The 14,322-nt window shown below is 68.2% G+C and carries 12 protein-coding genes; 5 read left to right on the top strand and 7 right to left on the bottom strand.

What is annotated here, in order from left to right; all coding sequences use genetic code 11:
* Positions 1-32 precede the first annotated feature (32 nt).
* The 3 genes from O3I_RS34790 to O3I_RS34785 all read left to right on the top strand — a co-directional run bounded on the left by O3I_RS34790 (position 33) and on the right by O3I_RS34785 (position 3,125).
* Entirely contained in the window at positions 33-2,207 is a 2,175-nt protein-coding gene (locus O3I_RS34790; protein WP_014987727.1) for an ATP-dependent DNA helicase UvrD2, read from the top strand.
* Positions 2,208-2,318: 111 nt separating this feature from the next.
* Positions 2,319-2,663: a hypothetical protein gene (locus O3I_RS45160; RefSeq protein WP_014987726.1), complete on the top strand. Its 345-nt coding sequence runs from the start codon at positions 2,319-2,321 to the stop codon at positions 2,661-2,663.
* 141 nt (positions 2,664-2,804) lie between these two features.
* The gene (locus O3I_RS34785) at positions 2,805-3,125 is read left to right on the top strand and encodes a WhiB family transcriptional regulator (protein WP_014987725.1); all 321 of its coding nucleotides are present in this window, start codon (positions 2,805-2,807) and stop codon (positions 3,123-3,125) included.
* Between the two features lie 148 nt (positions 3,126-3,273).
* Here O3I_RS34785 and O3I_RS34780 read toward each other — a convergent pair whose 3' ends face one another.
* The 5 genes from O3I_RS34780 to O3I_RS34760 form a co-directional block, all read right to left on the bottom strand.
* Positions 3,274-3,879, bottom strand: a complete 606-nt coding sequence (locus O3I_RS34780; RefSeq protein ID WP_216226510.1) for a helix-turn-helix domain-containing protein — start codon at positions 3,877-3,879, stop codon at positions 3,274-3,276.
* A gap of 94 nt (positions 3,880-3,973) precedes the next feature.
* Positions 3,974-4,384: a subtilase-type protease inhibitor gene (locus tag O3I_RS34775; protein ID WP_041564741.1), complete on the bottom strand. Its 411-nt coding sequence runs from the start codon at positions 4,382-4,384 to the stop codon at positions 3,974-3,976.
* A 105-nt stretch (positions 4,385-4,489) separates the two neighbouring features.
* Positions 4,490-5,833: an ABC1 kinase family protein gene (locus tag O3I_RS34770; RefSeq protein WP_041563061.1), complete on the bottom strand. Its 1,344-nt coding sequence runs from the start codon at positions 5,831-5,833 to the stop codon at positions 4,490-4,492.
* A 154-nt stretch (positions 5,834-5,987) separates the two neighbouring features.
* The gene (locus O3I_RS34765; RefSeq protein ID WP_014987721.1) at positions 5,988-6,851 is read right to left on the bottom strand and encodes a TOMM precursor leader peptide-binding protein; all 864 of its coding nucleotides are present in this window, start codon (positions 6,849-6,851) and stop codon (positions 5,988-5,990) included.
* Between the two features lie 86 nt (positions 6,852-6,937).
* Positions 6,938-8,365, bottom strand: a complete 1,428-nt coding sequence (locus O3I_RS34760) for a zinc-dependent metalloprotease (protein ID WP_014987720.1) — start codon at positions 8,363-8,365, stop codon at positions 6,938-6,940.
* A 126-nt stretch (positions 8,366-8,491) separates the two neighbouring features.
* On the opposite strand from O3I_RS34760, the gene O3I_RS34755 reads away from it, so the two are divergent.
* On the top strand, positions 8,492-9,517 hold the full coding sequence (locus O3I_RS34755; RefSeq protein WP_141691865.1) for a YlbL family protein: 1,026 nt from the start codon (positions 8,492-8,494) through the stop codon (positions 9,515-9,517).
* A gap of 7 nt (positions 9,518-9,524) precedes the next feature.
* On the opposite strand, the gene O3I_RS34750 is transcribed toward O3I_RS34755, so the two are convergent.
* On the bottom strand, positions 9,525-10,118 hold the full coding sequence (locus O3I_RS34750; protein ID WP_041563060.1) for a PPA1309 family protein: 594 nt from the start codon (positions 10,116-10,118) through the stop codon (positions 9,525-9,527).
* Between the two features lie 228 nt (positions 10,119-10,346).
* Between O3I_RS34750 and O3I_RS34745 the strand changes: the two genes are divergently transcribed.
* Positions 10,347-13,355: a UPF0182 family protein gene (locus O3I_RS34745; RefSeq protein WP_041564740.1), complete on the top strand. Its 3,009-nt coding sequence runs from the start codon at positions 10,347-10,349 to the stop codon at positions 13,353-13,355.
* Between the two features lie 101 nt (positions 13,356-13,456).
* Here O3I_RS34745 and O3I_RS34740 read toward each other — a convergent pair whose 3' ends face one another.
* A complete protein-coding gene (locus O3I_RS34740) occupies positions 13,457-14,014 on the bottom strand; it encodes a transglycosylase family protein (RefSeq protein ID WP_014987716.1) in 558 nt (185 codons plus the stop codon).
* Positions 14,015-14,322 lie beyond the last annotated feature (308 nt).

Below are 14,322 nucleotides of genomic sequence, written 5' to 3'. Positions count from 1 at the left end.
CGCCGCGAGAGTTGTCGGCGGGCACTGTCATGATGGGTGCCGTGTCGTCAACCAGCACGCACCAACCCGCCGGCCCTGCGCTGGATTCTCTCGACCCCGAACAGGCCGCCGCGGTGCGGGCTCCCCGGGGTCCGGTGTGCGTGCTCGCGGGGGCGGGCACCGGCAAGACCAGAACCATCACCCACCGCATCGCGCACCTGGTGTCGGCCGGGCACGTGAAGGCCGACCAGGTGCTCGCCGTGACGTTCACCGCCCGCGCGGCGGGCGAACTCCGCGGCCGGCTGCGGGCGCTCGGCCTGGGCGGAGACGCGAACCAGGTGCAGGCGCGCACCTTCCACGCGGCCGCGCTGCGCCAGCTCAAGTACTTCTGGCCGCAGGTGGTCGGCGACGTGCCATGGCGGCTGATCGATGGCAAGTTCCCGATCGTCGCGCAGGCGGCGAACCGGGCCGGGCTGTCCTCGGCCACCGACAGCATCCGTGACCTGCTCAGCGAGATCGAATGGGCGAAGGCTTCGCTCATCGCGCCCGAGGACTATCCCGCGGCGGCGGCCAGACAGCGGCGCGAGCCGCCCTACGACGCGCTGCGCGTGGCCGAGGTCTACGCGGGCTACGAGAAACTCAAAGCCACCCCCGAAGGCCTGCTGCTCGACTTCGACGACCTGCTGCTGCACACCGCGGCGGCGCTCGAGGACTATCCGGCGGTGGCCGACGAGTTCCGTGGCCGCTACCGCAGTTTCGTGGTCGACGAATACCAGGACGTCACCCCGCTACAGCAGCGGGTGCTCGACGCCTGGCTCGGCGACCGCGACGACCTGACCGTGGTCGGCGACGCCAACCAGACGATCTATTCGTTCACCGGCGCCACACCGAGCTATCTGCTCGACTTCTCCCGCCGCTTCCCCGACGCCACGGTGATCCGGCTGGAACGCGACTATCGCTCCACCCCGCAGGTGGTTTCGCTGGCCAACCGGGTGATCGGGGTGGCGCGCGGACGCATCGCGGGCACCCGGCTGCAGCTCATCGGCCAGCGGCCGGACGGCCCGGAACCGGTCTTCGCCGAATACGACGACGGCCCCGCGGAGGCGAGCGCCGTCGGCAAGTCGATCAAGCGGCTGATCGATGCGGGCACACCCGCCGCCGAGATCGCGGTGCTGTATCGGATCAACGCTCAGTCCGAGAGCTATGAGCAAGCGCTCACCGAACTCGGCATCCCGTACCAGGTGCGCGGCGGCGAAGGCTTCTTCTCCCGTCCCGAGGTGCGTCAGGCCGTCTCGGTGCTGCGCCAGGCCGCGGCCCGCGACGACCTGCCCGCGGCCTCGCGCAGCGGCGCGGCGCTGGTCACCCTGGTGCGCGCGGTGCTCGCGCCGGTCGGGCTCACCGCGACCGAACCCGCGGGCGCGCAGGCACGGGAGAAGTGGTCGTCCCTGGTCGCGCTGGTCCGGCTCACCGAGGAACTGGTCGACCACGACGACGACCTGGACCTGCCCGGCCTGCTGCGGGAGCTGGCGGCGCGCGCCGAGGCCAGGCACCCACCGACCGTGCAGGGTGTCACGCTCGCGTCGTTGCACGCCGCGAAGGGCCTGGAGTGGGACGCGGTCTTCCTGGTCGGCCTCGCCGACGGCACGATGCCGATCGCGCACGTGCTGGAGAGCGACGGCAAGGTCGCCGACGAGGCCGCGCTCGAAGAGGAGCGGCGCCTGCTCTACGTCGGCGTGACCAGGGCGCGGGAACATCTGCAACTGTCCTGGGCGCTGGCGTGGGGCGAGGGGAAGCGGCGCACCAGGCGGCGTTCCCGGTTCCTGAACGGCCTGGTACCCGACGATTCCCCGGCCTCGCGGATCGCCGCGCCGGTCACCGAGAACGCGGGCAAAGGCGTGCGCCCGACCTGCCGGGTCTGTGCGAAGCCGCTCATCGGCACCTATGCGACTATGCTTGGCCGCTGTCGTCGGTGCCCGGCGGAACTCGATGCCGAGCTGCTGGTCGCTCTGCAGGAGTGGCGGGCGGAGAAGGCGGAGACATTGCGGGTGCGTGAGTTCGTGGTGTTCACCGACACCACCCTCACCGCGATCGCCGAACAACTCCCAGGTGACGACGCTGCGCTGGCCTCGATCGCCGGGATCGGCGCGAAGAAGCTCGAGCAGTACGGGGCGGACGTGCTCGCGATCATCGCGTCGCGGCTGCGCGCAAGACCCCAAAACCGCAGGTAGAAAATAGGTTGTGTGCTTCGGCGCACTTGCCTATGGTGGGTTTTACGCACCGGGAGGTCATCCCGGCGCGGCCAGTCAACAGGACACAACGAGATTAGGAGGGAGGCAGACGTGAGCATCACATTCTTCAGCGGCAGCGACGTTGCGGTGAATTCACCCATGTCCGCCTCCCGGGGGATCCTCGCCTTGCAGGGGATCGGTCTGTCCGAAATTCGTGGCGCATTCGGCGCGCAAGCACATCTCGCTGAGATGCATGACGCCGTCTGCACCACCCGTATTCAGGACGGGCCCAACGCGGGTAGCTGGCACAAGTCTGTCTTCAAGAAGGCAGACGACGTCGTCGTCATCGCAGCAGAAGCCGGCTATGAGCCGGCGGATCTGCAGGCAACGCGCCTCCGCCCCGCACACCCAGCGATCGTGATCAGGACTCGACAGAGATGTCGAATACCTAGGTAGGGAAAGCTCCCTCCCAGACCTCCTGGCCACGGATCGCACGAAGCGAAACCGTGGCCAATCTTTTTCGGCCCTTCAGCCGGCCGGCCTCGGTTTCGCGGAAACAACGAAACGAACCGCTGCAACGAGCTGAAGGAGAACGACGTGTTCACCGCCCAGGAATGGCCACAAGCCACTACTGACGTGACATGCCGAACCGTGGCCACGACTACCCGGGCCAGGGAGGTCAAGGACGTGCCGTGCCGAGCTGGAGACCCCGATCTCTGGTTCGCCGAGAGCCCGGTCCAACTGGAGCAGGCCAAGGCGCTGTGCGCTTCTTGCCCGATCCGCAAGGGCTGCCTGACGGCCGCCATGGATCGGCGTGAGCCGTGGGGTGTTTGGGGAGGCGAGATCTTCGAACAGGGTGTCGTCATCGCCCGTAAGCGCCCGCGCGGTCGTCCGCGCAAGGTCGCGGTCCCGGCATGAATCCGGGAGTGACTTCCCTCCCTCCGGTCGATGTGCTCGATTCGGTTGGTCCTGACACGGGCCGAGCCAACGAACGAGAAAGCAGACGAACCGCCCGCCGTTGCCCGGTGGGCGGCTCGTTTGCGTTGTGCTGCAGTGGTTTCGGGGGTCAGGTTCGCCGGGGCCGGTTCGGTGCCCGGCGGACCGCCAGCCCGTCGGCAACGGCGAGCACGAGTGTCGTGGTGTCGTCGGTGTGCGCCCACCAGCGGTGGCGCACGCCCGACCCGCAGTAGAAAGTGTCTCCGGTGGACAGCGTCAGCTCCTCGCCGTCGGCGACCAGCGTGATGGTCCCGGAGACCACGTAGATCAATTCATCGTTCTGATGGGTGAATTCGCGCCCGCCCCGGCCGGTTCCGCCGGTGAATTCCAGCGCCCGCAGATCTCGGGCGCCGTGTACCAGCGACCGCACCGAGCCGTCGTTGTCGGTCTGAGCCTGTTCGAGCGCGCCGTCCCCGGCGCGCACGAGCACCGCGCCCGGCGCGTTGTCCGCGGCCGCGAGCAGTTCGGTGGCGGTGGTGCCGAGCGCGTCGGCGATGCGTTGCAGCGAGCGCAGACTGGTGTTGGTGCGCCCGTTCTCCAGCTGACTCAGAAACGATTGCGACAGTTCCGTTTTCGCGGCCATGGTGGCCAGCGTCAGCCGCGCGGCACGCCTGCGGTCGTGCACGACATCGCCGAGCCCGGCCCATCTGGCCGGGTCGCCGCTCTCGTTCCGCACCAATCCAGCCTCTCTCCTTCGCTCTGCACATTGTCGGCTGTGTGGCACAGAAGGCCCGTGTTTACGTCACGGTGATCGGAACGCTTCCCGCGCGTCAGAAGTTGAAGACGGCGACCGTCGTCGCCTGCAGCACGCACATGTTGGAGAAGACGCCGTGATCGCTGACCGGGGCACCGCGCCAGACGCCATCGATGGTGGCGTAGACCGGATCGAAGTTCTGCGGGCAGCGCGGCGGCACGGTGAAGGCGGCGAGCGCCCGGATATTGCCGTCGGCGTCGGTCAGCGCCCGGCAGGCGTCCACCGCGTTCGGATGTGTACCGCCGATCGACGGGGTGCAGGTGAGGGTGACGGCGCGACGTTCGGCGGCGGCGATCGACACCCCGCGGCCCACGGTCAGCGCGAGCACCGAGGGGGCGTCGTCGGCGGCCGCCGCGACGGTCTGCGGCGATATCAGCAGCACCGCCGCGCTGATCGATAGGACGACGATCCGGTTGGTGCAGGACATGACCATCACCCCTCGCCGACGGAGCCGACCCGACCGCATGAGGCTATCCGACTGTCCTTGCCGGACCTGGGAACTCAGGTCACCCGGGCCGAGTCGCTCGGCGGGTCAGCTGGCCGTGCGCTCGGCGCTGAAACCGGGCATCCAGGTGCGAACCAGTTTCATGAAGGGCAGTTCGGCGTCCAACTGGGCGAGGATGCCCACGGAACCGCCCAGCACCCGGAAGATCATCACGTATTCGGCCGGAAGTTGCAGGGCGCGTGCGGTTTTCATCTCCGCGCTGGAGATGTCGGAGGCCTTGCCCGCCACCCGCTGCATCCAGCGGCGGGTGAAATGGAACGAGTCGGACCGGATCGGGTCGGTGAACGGACGCAGGTAGTCCGCGATCTCCTGGTGGGTGACGGTGCGGCCCGGGATCACCCAGCCGTTGTCGTACATCAGATCGGTGAGTTCTTCGAACCGCTCGTCCACCGCGAGCGCGAGCATCCGGCCGAGAACGGGTGGGAACCCGTTCGGCAGCGGAGCGCACGCGCCGAAGTCGATGACGGCGAGCTTGCCGTCGCCCAGCATCATGAAGTTGCCGGGGTGCGGGTCGGCGTGCAGCAACCCGACGGTCGCGGGGGAGGAGAAGTGGAAGCGGCCCATCAGGCCCGCGACCCGATTGCGCAGCGCCCGGCTGCCCTCCGGGTCTTCGGCGCCCGCCTTGATGATCGCGGAGACCGGGGTGCCGTCCAGCCATTCGGTGACGATCACCTTCGGCGCGCTGGCCACCACCTTGGGCACCACGATCTCGGCGTGCCCGTCGAAACCCTTCGCGAAGGCGCGCTGGTTGGTCGCCTCGTTGCGGTAGTCGAGTTCCTCCTCGGTCCGCTCGGTGATCTCGGCGAGGATCGGCTTCACGTCGGCGCCGGGGATCACCGACGCGAGCAGTCCGGTCATCCTGGACAACGTCTTGAGGTCCGCGCGCAACGCCTCGTCGGCGCCCGGGTACTGCACCTTGACCGCGACGGTCCGCCCGTCCGACCAGACCGCCTTGTGCACCTGGCCGATGCTGGCCGAGGCGGCGGGGGTGTCGTCGAACTCCTGGAATCGTTGCCGCCATTGCGTGCCGAGCTGCTGGTCCAGTACCCGGTGCACGGTGTCGGCGGGCATCGGCGGCGCGGCGGCCTGCAGTTTGGTGAGAGCCTCGCGATAGTGCTCGCCGAATTCCTCGGGAACCGCGGCCTCCATCACGCTGAGCGCCTGGCCGAACTTCATCGCACCGCCCTTGAGCTCACCGAGCACGGTGAAGAGCTGTTCGGCGGCCTTCTGGTTCAGCTGTGCGTTGATCTCGGACTTGTCGCCGCCGGCCAGCTTCTTCCCGAATCCCACGGCCGCGCGCCCGGCGATGCCGAGCGGAATCTTGGCCAACTTGGCGTTGCGGGACGAGCGACGGCGCACGATCTCAGACACCTACCCATCATGGCGGAAGGAGCCGCTACTTAGCCACGGCAATCTTGAATCGACGCCGCCTGTGGTTGTGAGCCCGGTCACGTGAACCTCTATGCAGCATAGCTCGCGCGGAGCCGTCCGGACCATCTCGAAACGCCCTGCGGGGTAACCACCTTCAGGTTTGTTCACGCAGGTCCACCGTTATTTCGTGACACGAGCACGCGGTGTGCCGCGGCCAGCGCCGCCGGTCGATCAGGTGCGTATCGAGGTCCAGCTCCAGGGTGCTGTCCAAGATCGCCAGTTCCCGCCTGGTCGACATGGCCAGCACGGCTTCGACCTCGCTGACCGCGAGCGCCGCCGTCGCCGCGATCCGGGCCGGCGACGCGTGACCCACCCGGCCGAGCAGTTGCGCGGCCAGATGCGGCCAGTCCGCGTCGTGGTCGGCGCGCAGCAGGTCGGCGCAGCGCAGGCAGCTGGTCGCGCCCGGCAGTACCAGCGGGCCGACCACGCCGCGCCCGTCGCGGATCCGGACCGGCAGGTGAGCGACGCGATGCAGGCCGAGATCGTCGAGCAGTTGCGGGTCCGGCATCAGCGCGTCGGTCAGCACGACGAGATCGGCGTGCCACGCGGGCACCGCCGGCCCGCTGTAGTCGCGCGAACGGCTCGGCCGCACCCCGAGCTTGCGCAGCCCGGACACGACCGCGTCGGACAGCGGACCGATACCGTGCACCCGCACCGACCGGATCCGGCCGACTCGCTCCTCGGGATGCTCGAGCATCCGGGCCGCGTCCAGGACCTCGAGCAGCGCGATCGCATGATCCGGTTCGATGCCGAGTTCGCCTGCCCGCCAGACGATCTGGGGGCGGGTCTGCATGCCGTCGAGTAGCCGCAGAAACGCGAGCACGGTCTTGGCCGTCAGCCCGGCGGCGTCCAGGACCAGGGCGGTCTCCGGATTCCAACCGAGCTGGACGACACCGGACGGACGGACCAGCACGGTGATGTGCGGATGCAGCAGCGGGCCACGGCGTTGAGTGGTCATGCCGAGCAGTGTGCTCAGCGAGGCTGTCCCTCTCCGCATCGAATCCTGTGGTTATGCACAGGGATTCGCGGTTGCCAACAGGACACTCAGGCGGACTGTCCGCCGTCCTTACCCAGGTCGGGGCCCGACTCGCCGGTGTCCGGGGTGTCCTCCCCGGCCTTGGCGCGCTCGGCCTGCTCCCGCGCTTCGGTCTCGGCCAGCTGCGCCAGCGGATCGTCGAATGCGGTGGCGCCGCCGCCGATCACCGAATCGATGAAGCCGGCGGGGGAGTCCAGATCGTTGGAATCGGGCAGCAGGTCGGGGTGCGCCCACACGCCGTCGCGCTTCTCCATGCCCGCGTCGCTGGTCAGCCTGCGCCACAGCGCCGCGGCCTCGCGCAACTTGCGCGGCCGCAGTTCGAGCCCGACCAGGGTCGCGAAGGTCTGCTCGGCCGGGCCGCCGGTGGCGCGCCGCCTGCGCAGCGTCTCGGCCAGCGCGCCCGCACCGGGCAACCGATCGCCGACGGCGTCGGTCACCACGACCTCGACCCAGCCCTCGATCAACGCGAGCAGCGTTTCCAGCCGCTCCAGCGCCTGCTTCTGCTCCGGCGTCGTCTGCGGTTCGAACGCGCCCTGCGCCAGGATCTCTTCGATCTTCGAGGGGTCGGTCAGCGCCATCGGGTCGATGCCCTGCGCGGCCTCCTCCAGCGCGGAGAAGTCCATCCGGATGCCGCGCGCATAGTCCTCGACCGCGGCCAGCACCTGCTGACGCAGCCACGGGACGTGCCCGAACAGCCGCTGGTGCGCGGCTTCCCGGGCGGCGAGGAACACCATGATCTCGCTCTCCGGCTGCTCGAGGCCCGCGCTGAACTCCGCGATCGCCGCGGGCAGCAGCGCCGCCGTGCCGGACGGGCCGAGCGGTAAGCCGATATCGGTGGAGGTCAGCACCTCCTTGGCGAGCTGGCCGAGGGCCTGGCCGAGTTGCGAGCCGAAGGCGAGCCCGCCCATCTGACCGAGCATGCCGACCATCGGGGCGGCGAACTCCTTGGCCTCCTCAGGCAGCGACGCGGTCCACATGCCCGAGATCTGCTGTGCCACCGGGTCGCACAGCCGCTGCCAGGTGCTCAGCGTCTCCTCGATCCAGTCGTTGGCCGTCCACGCGACGGTCTTGCCGGCGCCCGCGGGCAGCGTGGTCGCGCTGTCGAGCCACAGCTCGGCGAGGTGCGCGGCGTCGGTGACGGCACTGGCGGTGCTCGCCGTGACCGGCGTGATGGTCGAACCGAGCTGCTGGCGCGCCAGCCGTTTGGCGACGTCGTAGTTCACCGGCCCGGACTGCCCCGACCCCGGCTGGCCCATGCCACTGAGCATCTGGCCGAGCGAGGTCAGCATCTGCCCGAGCTGCGACGGATCGAACCCGCCGCCCGGCCCGCCCACACCGAAGCCGAACGGGTTGTTCGACTCGGGACCGCCCGGCTCGTCACCGCGCTTGCGGTCGTCGTCGTCGCGGTTCGAAAATCCGAAGGGGACGTCACTCATATCCCTTACGTTACGCGTGCGGTGCAGGCTGTTGATGTTCGCGCGGCGCGAAATCGAGGTCGCGCGGCGACACGGAATGTTCGCCTCCGGCATCCGGGCAGAGCGGCGATCATTACTGTGGTCCAGGTGAATCGTCGGATCCTCACCCTGGTGGCCGCTCTGATCCCGGTGCTCGTGCTCGGCGCGCTCGGCACCGTGCTCACTGTGCCGTTCGTCGCACTCGGTCCCGGCCCCACCTTCAACACCCTCGGCCAGGTCGACGGCAAAGAGGTCGTCGACGTGCGCGGCACCGCGGTGGACCCGACCACGGGCCATCTCAATATGACCACCGTGTCGGTGCGCGACGGGCTGAGCATCTTCGAGGCGTTCGGCTTCTGGGCGAGCGGCAAGCACGGCCTGGTGCCGCGTGCGGAGGTGTATCCGCCCGGGGTCTCGCGTGAGGAGATCGACAAGTCCAATCAGCAGGACTTCAAGGATTCCGAGGGCAACGCCGAGATCGCTGCGCTGCACTTCCTCAACATGCCGACCGTCGTGCTGCTGCGCAAAGTCTCCGATGACGGCCCCGCCAAGGATCTGCTGAAGGCCGGCGACGAGATCATCAGTATCAACGGCACGCCGATCGCCGCGCCCAAAGACGTGGTCACCGCAGTCGGCGCGCAGAAACCCGGCGACGTGCTGACCGTGCAGGTGCGTCGCGAGAGCGCCGAGCAGACTATCCAGGTGACGCTCGGCGAGCGACCGGACGACAAGGCGAAGGGCTACCTCGGCGTCACGCCGGGCGAGGGCGCCCGCCCGCCGCTGCAGGTGGACTTCAACCTCGCCGATATCGGTGGACCGTCGGCCGGTCTGATGTTCAGCCTCGCGCTGATCGACAAGCTCACCCCGGGCGAGCTGGACGGCGGGAAGTTCGTCGCGGGCACCGGCACGATCGACAACGACGGCAAGGTCGGGCCGATCGGCGGCATCCAGTACAAGATGATGGCCGCCCGCGAAGCCGGTGCGGAGACGTTCCTGGTGCCCGCCGCCAACTGCAACGAGGCTCGGCAGCGCACCCCCGAGGGGCTGCGGCTGGTGAAGGTCGAGAACCTCACCGGCGCGGTGCAATCGCTGAACGAGATCAACGCGGGCAAGGAGACGGTCAGCTGCGGCTGACGCCGGGTCACTCCAGCGTGGCGAGCAACGCCTCGATCAGGTTGGGCGCCAGGTTGGGGTAGGTGCGCAGGTCCATGTCGGCGAATTCGTCGGCGTCGTCCTCGGGACGCACCTGCAGCAGGCACAGCGACGCGCCCTCGCGCAGCACCGCGGCGAACAGCCGGGCCTCGCGGCGATCGGGATGCGCCTCGGCCGCGGCGCGCGCGGCCGCGTCGGCCGCGTCGTGGTCGGCGAGCAGCGGCACCAGCGCCGCGTCCAGGGTGGATTCGGCGTCCGGCGGCAGCACCACGATCTCCTGCACGAGCACGCACCCCTGCACGGCGGGCGGCCAGCTGGTGGTCGCGAGGAACTCGTCCAGCGCCATCGACCCGCCGGTGATGTCGTCCGGGAACGATTCCTGCGCAACGGGTGTCAGCTCCGCGCCCTCGTCGAGTTGCTCGAGCAGTTCGGGCTGCGCGGCGACCAGGTCGGCGGTGGGTACCAGCGCGAACATCTGCGGCGCTCTGCCCCATCCTTCGGCGTCGACGAACTCGGCCACCTCCCGGACGGAACGGGCGAGGACGAGTTCGGCATGCAGATCTGCAGGGGTCACGGGGGACATCAAATCAAACGAGTGGAACACTGCCGCGCCCGCGCGGTCCGAATGTCGAACACCGCCGCGCTTGCGCGGCCCCTAATGTCGAACACCGCCGCGCCCGCGCGGCCCAAATACTGTCCGATTCCGTAGAGTGGGGCGCGACGGTCCGGAAGGACCACCCGCAACATCGGACTGCGGCGCGCCGTCGGGGCCACTCGATGCGCGCGCCGCCGGACCTTGGAGAGTGGCATCGTGGGCATGCGGCCCCCCACCGGCTTACCTTCGCTTTCCCGACGCAGCCGGGTGCTGCTGCTCGCGGCCATCGTCCTCGCGGCGTTGCTGCTGCTCGGGCCACGGCTCACCGACGCCTATACCAACTGGCTGTGGTTCGGTGAAGTCCATTTCCGCAGCGTATATCTCACCGTGCTGCGGACCAGGGTGCTGCTGTTCCTCGGGATCGCGATCTTCGTCGGTCTGGTGGTCTGGCTGGCACTGCTGCTGGCCTATCGGTCCCGGCCGGTGTTCGTGCCGGTGGCCGGCCCGAACGATCCGATCGCCCGGTATCGCACCACCGTGATGAGCAGGCTGCGGCTGTTCGGCGTCGGCATCCCGGTGCTGCTCGGCCTGCTGTCCGGTCTGGTGGCGCAATCGAATTGGGTCACCGTGCAGCTGTTCCTGAACAGCAGCGAGTTCGGCCAGCAGGATCCGCAGTTCCACCTCGACGTCAGCTTCTACGCCTTCGAGCTGCCGTTCTACCGGATGGTGCTGAACTGGCTGTTCGTCGCGGTGGTCATCGCGTTCTTCGCCAGCCTGGTGACCCACTACGTGTTCGGCGGCCTGCGGCTCAGCGGCCGCGAAGGCACGCTGACCCGGGCCGCGCGCATCCAACTCGCCGTGCTCGCCGGACTTTTCGTGCTGCTCAAGGCGATCGCCTACTGGTTCGATCGGTACGAGCTGCTGATGAGCAGCCGCAAGGAGCCCACCTTCACCGGTGGTTCGTTCACCGATATCAACGCGGTGCTGCCCGCCAAACTGATCCTGCTGTCCATCGCGGTGATCTGCGCGATCGCCTTCTTCGCCGGCATCGTGCTGCGCGATCTGCGGGTGCCCGCGATGGCCGCGGCCCTGCTCGTGCTGTCCTCGATTCTGGTCGGCGCGGTGTGGCCGCTCGTCGTCGAGCAGTTCTCGGTGCGCCCGAACGCCGCGGACAAGGAAAGCGAATACATCCAGCGCAATATCGCCGCGACCAGACAGGCGTTCGGCATCACGGACGACAAGATCGAATACGTGGACTACAAGGGGGAGAGCAACAAGAACCCCGTCAACGTCCCGGTCGACGCGGCGACGATCGGCAACGCGCGCCTGCTCGACCCGAACATCCTGTCGCCCACCTTCACTCAGCTGCGGCAGCTGAAGAACTTCTACGGGTTCCCCGAGGCGCTCGATATCGACCGCTACAACCTCGACGGCGATGTGCAGGACTACATCGTCGCGGCGCGCGAGCTGTCCCCGGCGGCGCTGTCCGGTAACCAGAAGGACTGGATCAACCAGCACACCGTCTACACGCACGGCAACGGTTTCGTCGCCGCGCCGGCCAACCGGGTCAACAAGCCGCAGTCCGAGGATCCGAACGCGACCGGCGGCAGCAGCGACAGCGGCTACCCGATCTTCATGGTCAGCGACCTGTTCACGCCCACCGACAAGCAGCGGATCAAGGTCGACCAGCCGCGGATCTACTACGGCGAGGTGATCTCGCAGGCCAATCCGGACTACGCGATCGTCGGTGCGTCCGAGGGGCAGCGTCCGCGCGAATACGATTCGGACGCAGCGCAGTTCACCTACGACGGCAAGGGCGGCGTGCCGATCGGCAACTGGTTCAACCGGCTCGCCTTCGCCGCCAAGTACGCCGAGCGCAACATCCTCTTCTCCTCGGCCATCGGCCCGGAGTCGAAGATCATCTACAACCGCGCGCCGCGCGAACGGGTGCAGAAGGTGGCGCCCTGGCTGACCACCGACGGCAACGCCTACCCGGCGGTCGTCGGCGGCCGGATCCAGTGGATCGTCGACGCGTACACCACGCTCGACAACTACCCGTACGCGCAGAAGACGTCGCTGGACGGCGCGGTCGAGGACAGCGTGGACAAGAAGACCGGAAGGTTGTTGCCGCGCAAGGAAGTCAGCTACATCCGGAACTCGGTCAAGGCCACCGTCGACGCCTACGACGGCACCGTGACGCTCTACGAAACGGATCCCAGCGATCCGGTGCTCAAGGCGTGGCGCGGGGTGTTCCCCGGTGCGGTGAAACCGATGAGCGATATCTCTCCGGAATTGCGCGCGCATTTCCGTTATCCGGAGGATTTCTTCAAGGTGCAGCGCGAAATGCTGACCAAATACCACGTGGACGATCCGCGAGAGTTCTTCACCAACAACGCATTCTGGTCGGTGCCGAGCGATCCGACGATCGAGGGCGGCGGCACGTTCAACCAGCCGCCGTACTACGTGCTGCTCGGTGATCAGCAGACGAACAAGCCGACCTTCAACCTGACCAGTGCCATGGTCGGTTACAACCGGCAGTTCCTCTCCGCGTACATCTCGGTGCGTTCAGATCCGGATGGCTACGGCAAGTTCACGATTCGACGTTTGCCGACGGATACCCAGACGCAGGGTCCGCAGCAGACGCAGAACACGATGACGACCGCGCCCGAGGTCTCGCGGGAGCGGACACTGCTGTCCAACTCGAACAAGATCAAGTACGGCAACCTGCTCACCTTGCCGGTGGCCGACGGCGGCATCCTGTACGTCGAGCCGTTCTACAACGAACGCAACACCGGGCCGAACACCTCCACCTTCCCGCAGCTGCTGCGCGTGCTCGTCAGCTACCGCGACGAGGCGGGCAGCGTGAAGGTCGGTTACGCGTCCACGCTGGCAGAGGCGTTGAACCAGGTGCTGCCCGGCGCGGGTGCGCTGGCCACACCGTTCGGCGGTGACCCGGCGACCAGGCCGAAACCCGGCACCACCCCGCCGGTCGAAGGCACCACGCCGCCGCCCGGCAACAACACCGGCACGCCGCCTCCGCCGCCGCCGGGCGGGGTCACTCCGCCCGCCGGTTCGTCGGCGGCCAAGGACGCCGCGGCCGCGGAGCTGAACCGGAAGATCGAGAACGTGCGAAATGCCATGCGCACGGGCAACTTCCAGGACTTCGGCAAAGCGCTGGACGAACTGGACGCCGCAGTGAAGGCGTATCAGGACGCCGGGCGCTAGGGCGCCCGCGGCCTGAATCGCACCAGGCTGCAACGGAACACGAAAGCGGCGCTGCTATCCGAACGGATAGCAGCGCCGCTTTCGTTGTGCGAGAACTATTCTCAGCTACCGGCGATCGACTCGATCAGCGGGTTGGTCTGCTGCAGCAGCTGCTGGTACTGATCCTGCAGGCCGTACTGCTTGGCCAGCGCGTCGCCGGCGGACTTGGCCTGCTCGACGTAAGCCTTGGTGGTGCCGGGGGCAGGCAGCGCGGGCGCGGCCGGCTCGGGCGCGGGCTCCGGCTCGACCACGGCTTCCGGCTCCGGCGCGGAGGTGCCCGGGCGCAGGTACTGCCCGCACACCGGCCAGGCGCCGACGCCCTGGGTGGCGAGCACGTTCTCCGCGACGCGGATCTGCTCTTCCTTGCTCGCGGTGTGGGCCGAACCCTGGCCGCCGTTGGCCCGCCAGGTGCTCGGCGAGAACTGCAGGCCACCGTAGTAGCCGTTTCCGGTGGCGATCCCCCAGTTGCCACCGCTCTCGCACTGCGCGACACCGTCCCAGTCGTGGGCAGGTGCGGCGGAGGCGGTCGCGGTGGAGAGTGCGAACGGGACGGCAACAAGAGCGCCGGTGACGGCGGCGAGGCCGAGGGCGCGGGCGTTGAACTTCCGGTTCTCAGTCATGTGTGTTTTTCCCTCCCTGCGCCTACCGAGCCCGGCGATCCAGCTGCCGGGTCCCTGCCCCCAGGTCGTCGGGGATCCTCGAACCGTGGGGCAGGGTCGCCGGTATTCGTCGGTTCGAGTTCGAGCCCTTCACGGATGATCCGGGCCGTGAACGCACGGTAACGAAGAAATCTCGGCAGATCACATCTTGATAACACACGAATTGCATGAAGCGAATAACCCGAATATGGTTGTTTACGCAGCTCGCAAACGCCATCAACACGCATTCCGGACGGTCTGTTATAGCAACGTTATGTGTTCGAGATCAC

Origin of the sequence: Nocardia brasiliensis ATCC 700358 (genome assembly GCF_000250675.2) — a bacterium.
Taxonomy (GTDB): Bacteria; Actinomycetota; Actinomycetes; order Mycobacteriales; family Mycobacteriaceae; genus Nocardia; species Nocardia brasiliensis_B.
Note: the sequence above shows the minus strand (reverse complement) of the source record. Positions and strands in the feature narration are given on the sequence as shown.

What these genes read in the sequence shown, in the direction of transcription:
- O3I_RS34790 (WP_014987727.1), top strand. Translation starts at nt 33, where the DNA reads ATGGGTGCCGTGTCGTCAACCAGCACGCACCAACCCGCCGGCCCTGCG.
- O3I_RS34775 (WP_041564741.1), bottom strand. Translation starts at nt 4,384, where the DNA reads ATGTCCTGCACCAACCGGATCGTCGTCCTATCGATCAGCGCGGCGGTG.
- O3I_RS34765 (WP_014987721.1), bottom strand. Translation starts at nt 6,851, where the DNA reads ATGACCACTCAACGCCGTGGCCCGCTGCTGCATCCGCACATCACCGTG.
- O3I_RS34760 (WP_014987720.1), bottom strand. Translation starts at nt 8,365, where the DNA reads ATGAGTGACGTCCCCTTCGGATTTTCGAACCGCGACGACGACGACCGC.
- O3I_RS34750 (WP_041563060.1), bottom strand. Translation starts at nt 10,118, where the DNA reads ATGTCCCCCGTGACCCCTGCAGATCTGCATGCCGAACTCGTCCTCGCC.
- O3I_RS34740 (WP_014987716.1), bottom strand. Translation starts at nt 14,014, where the DNA reads ATGACTGAGAACCGGAAGTTCAACGCCCGCGCCCTCGGCCTCGCCGCC.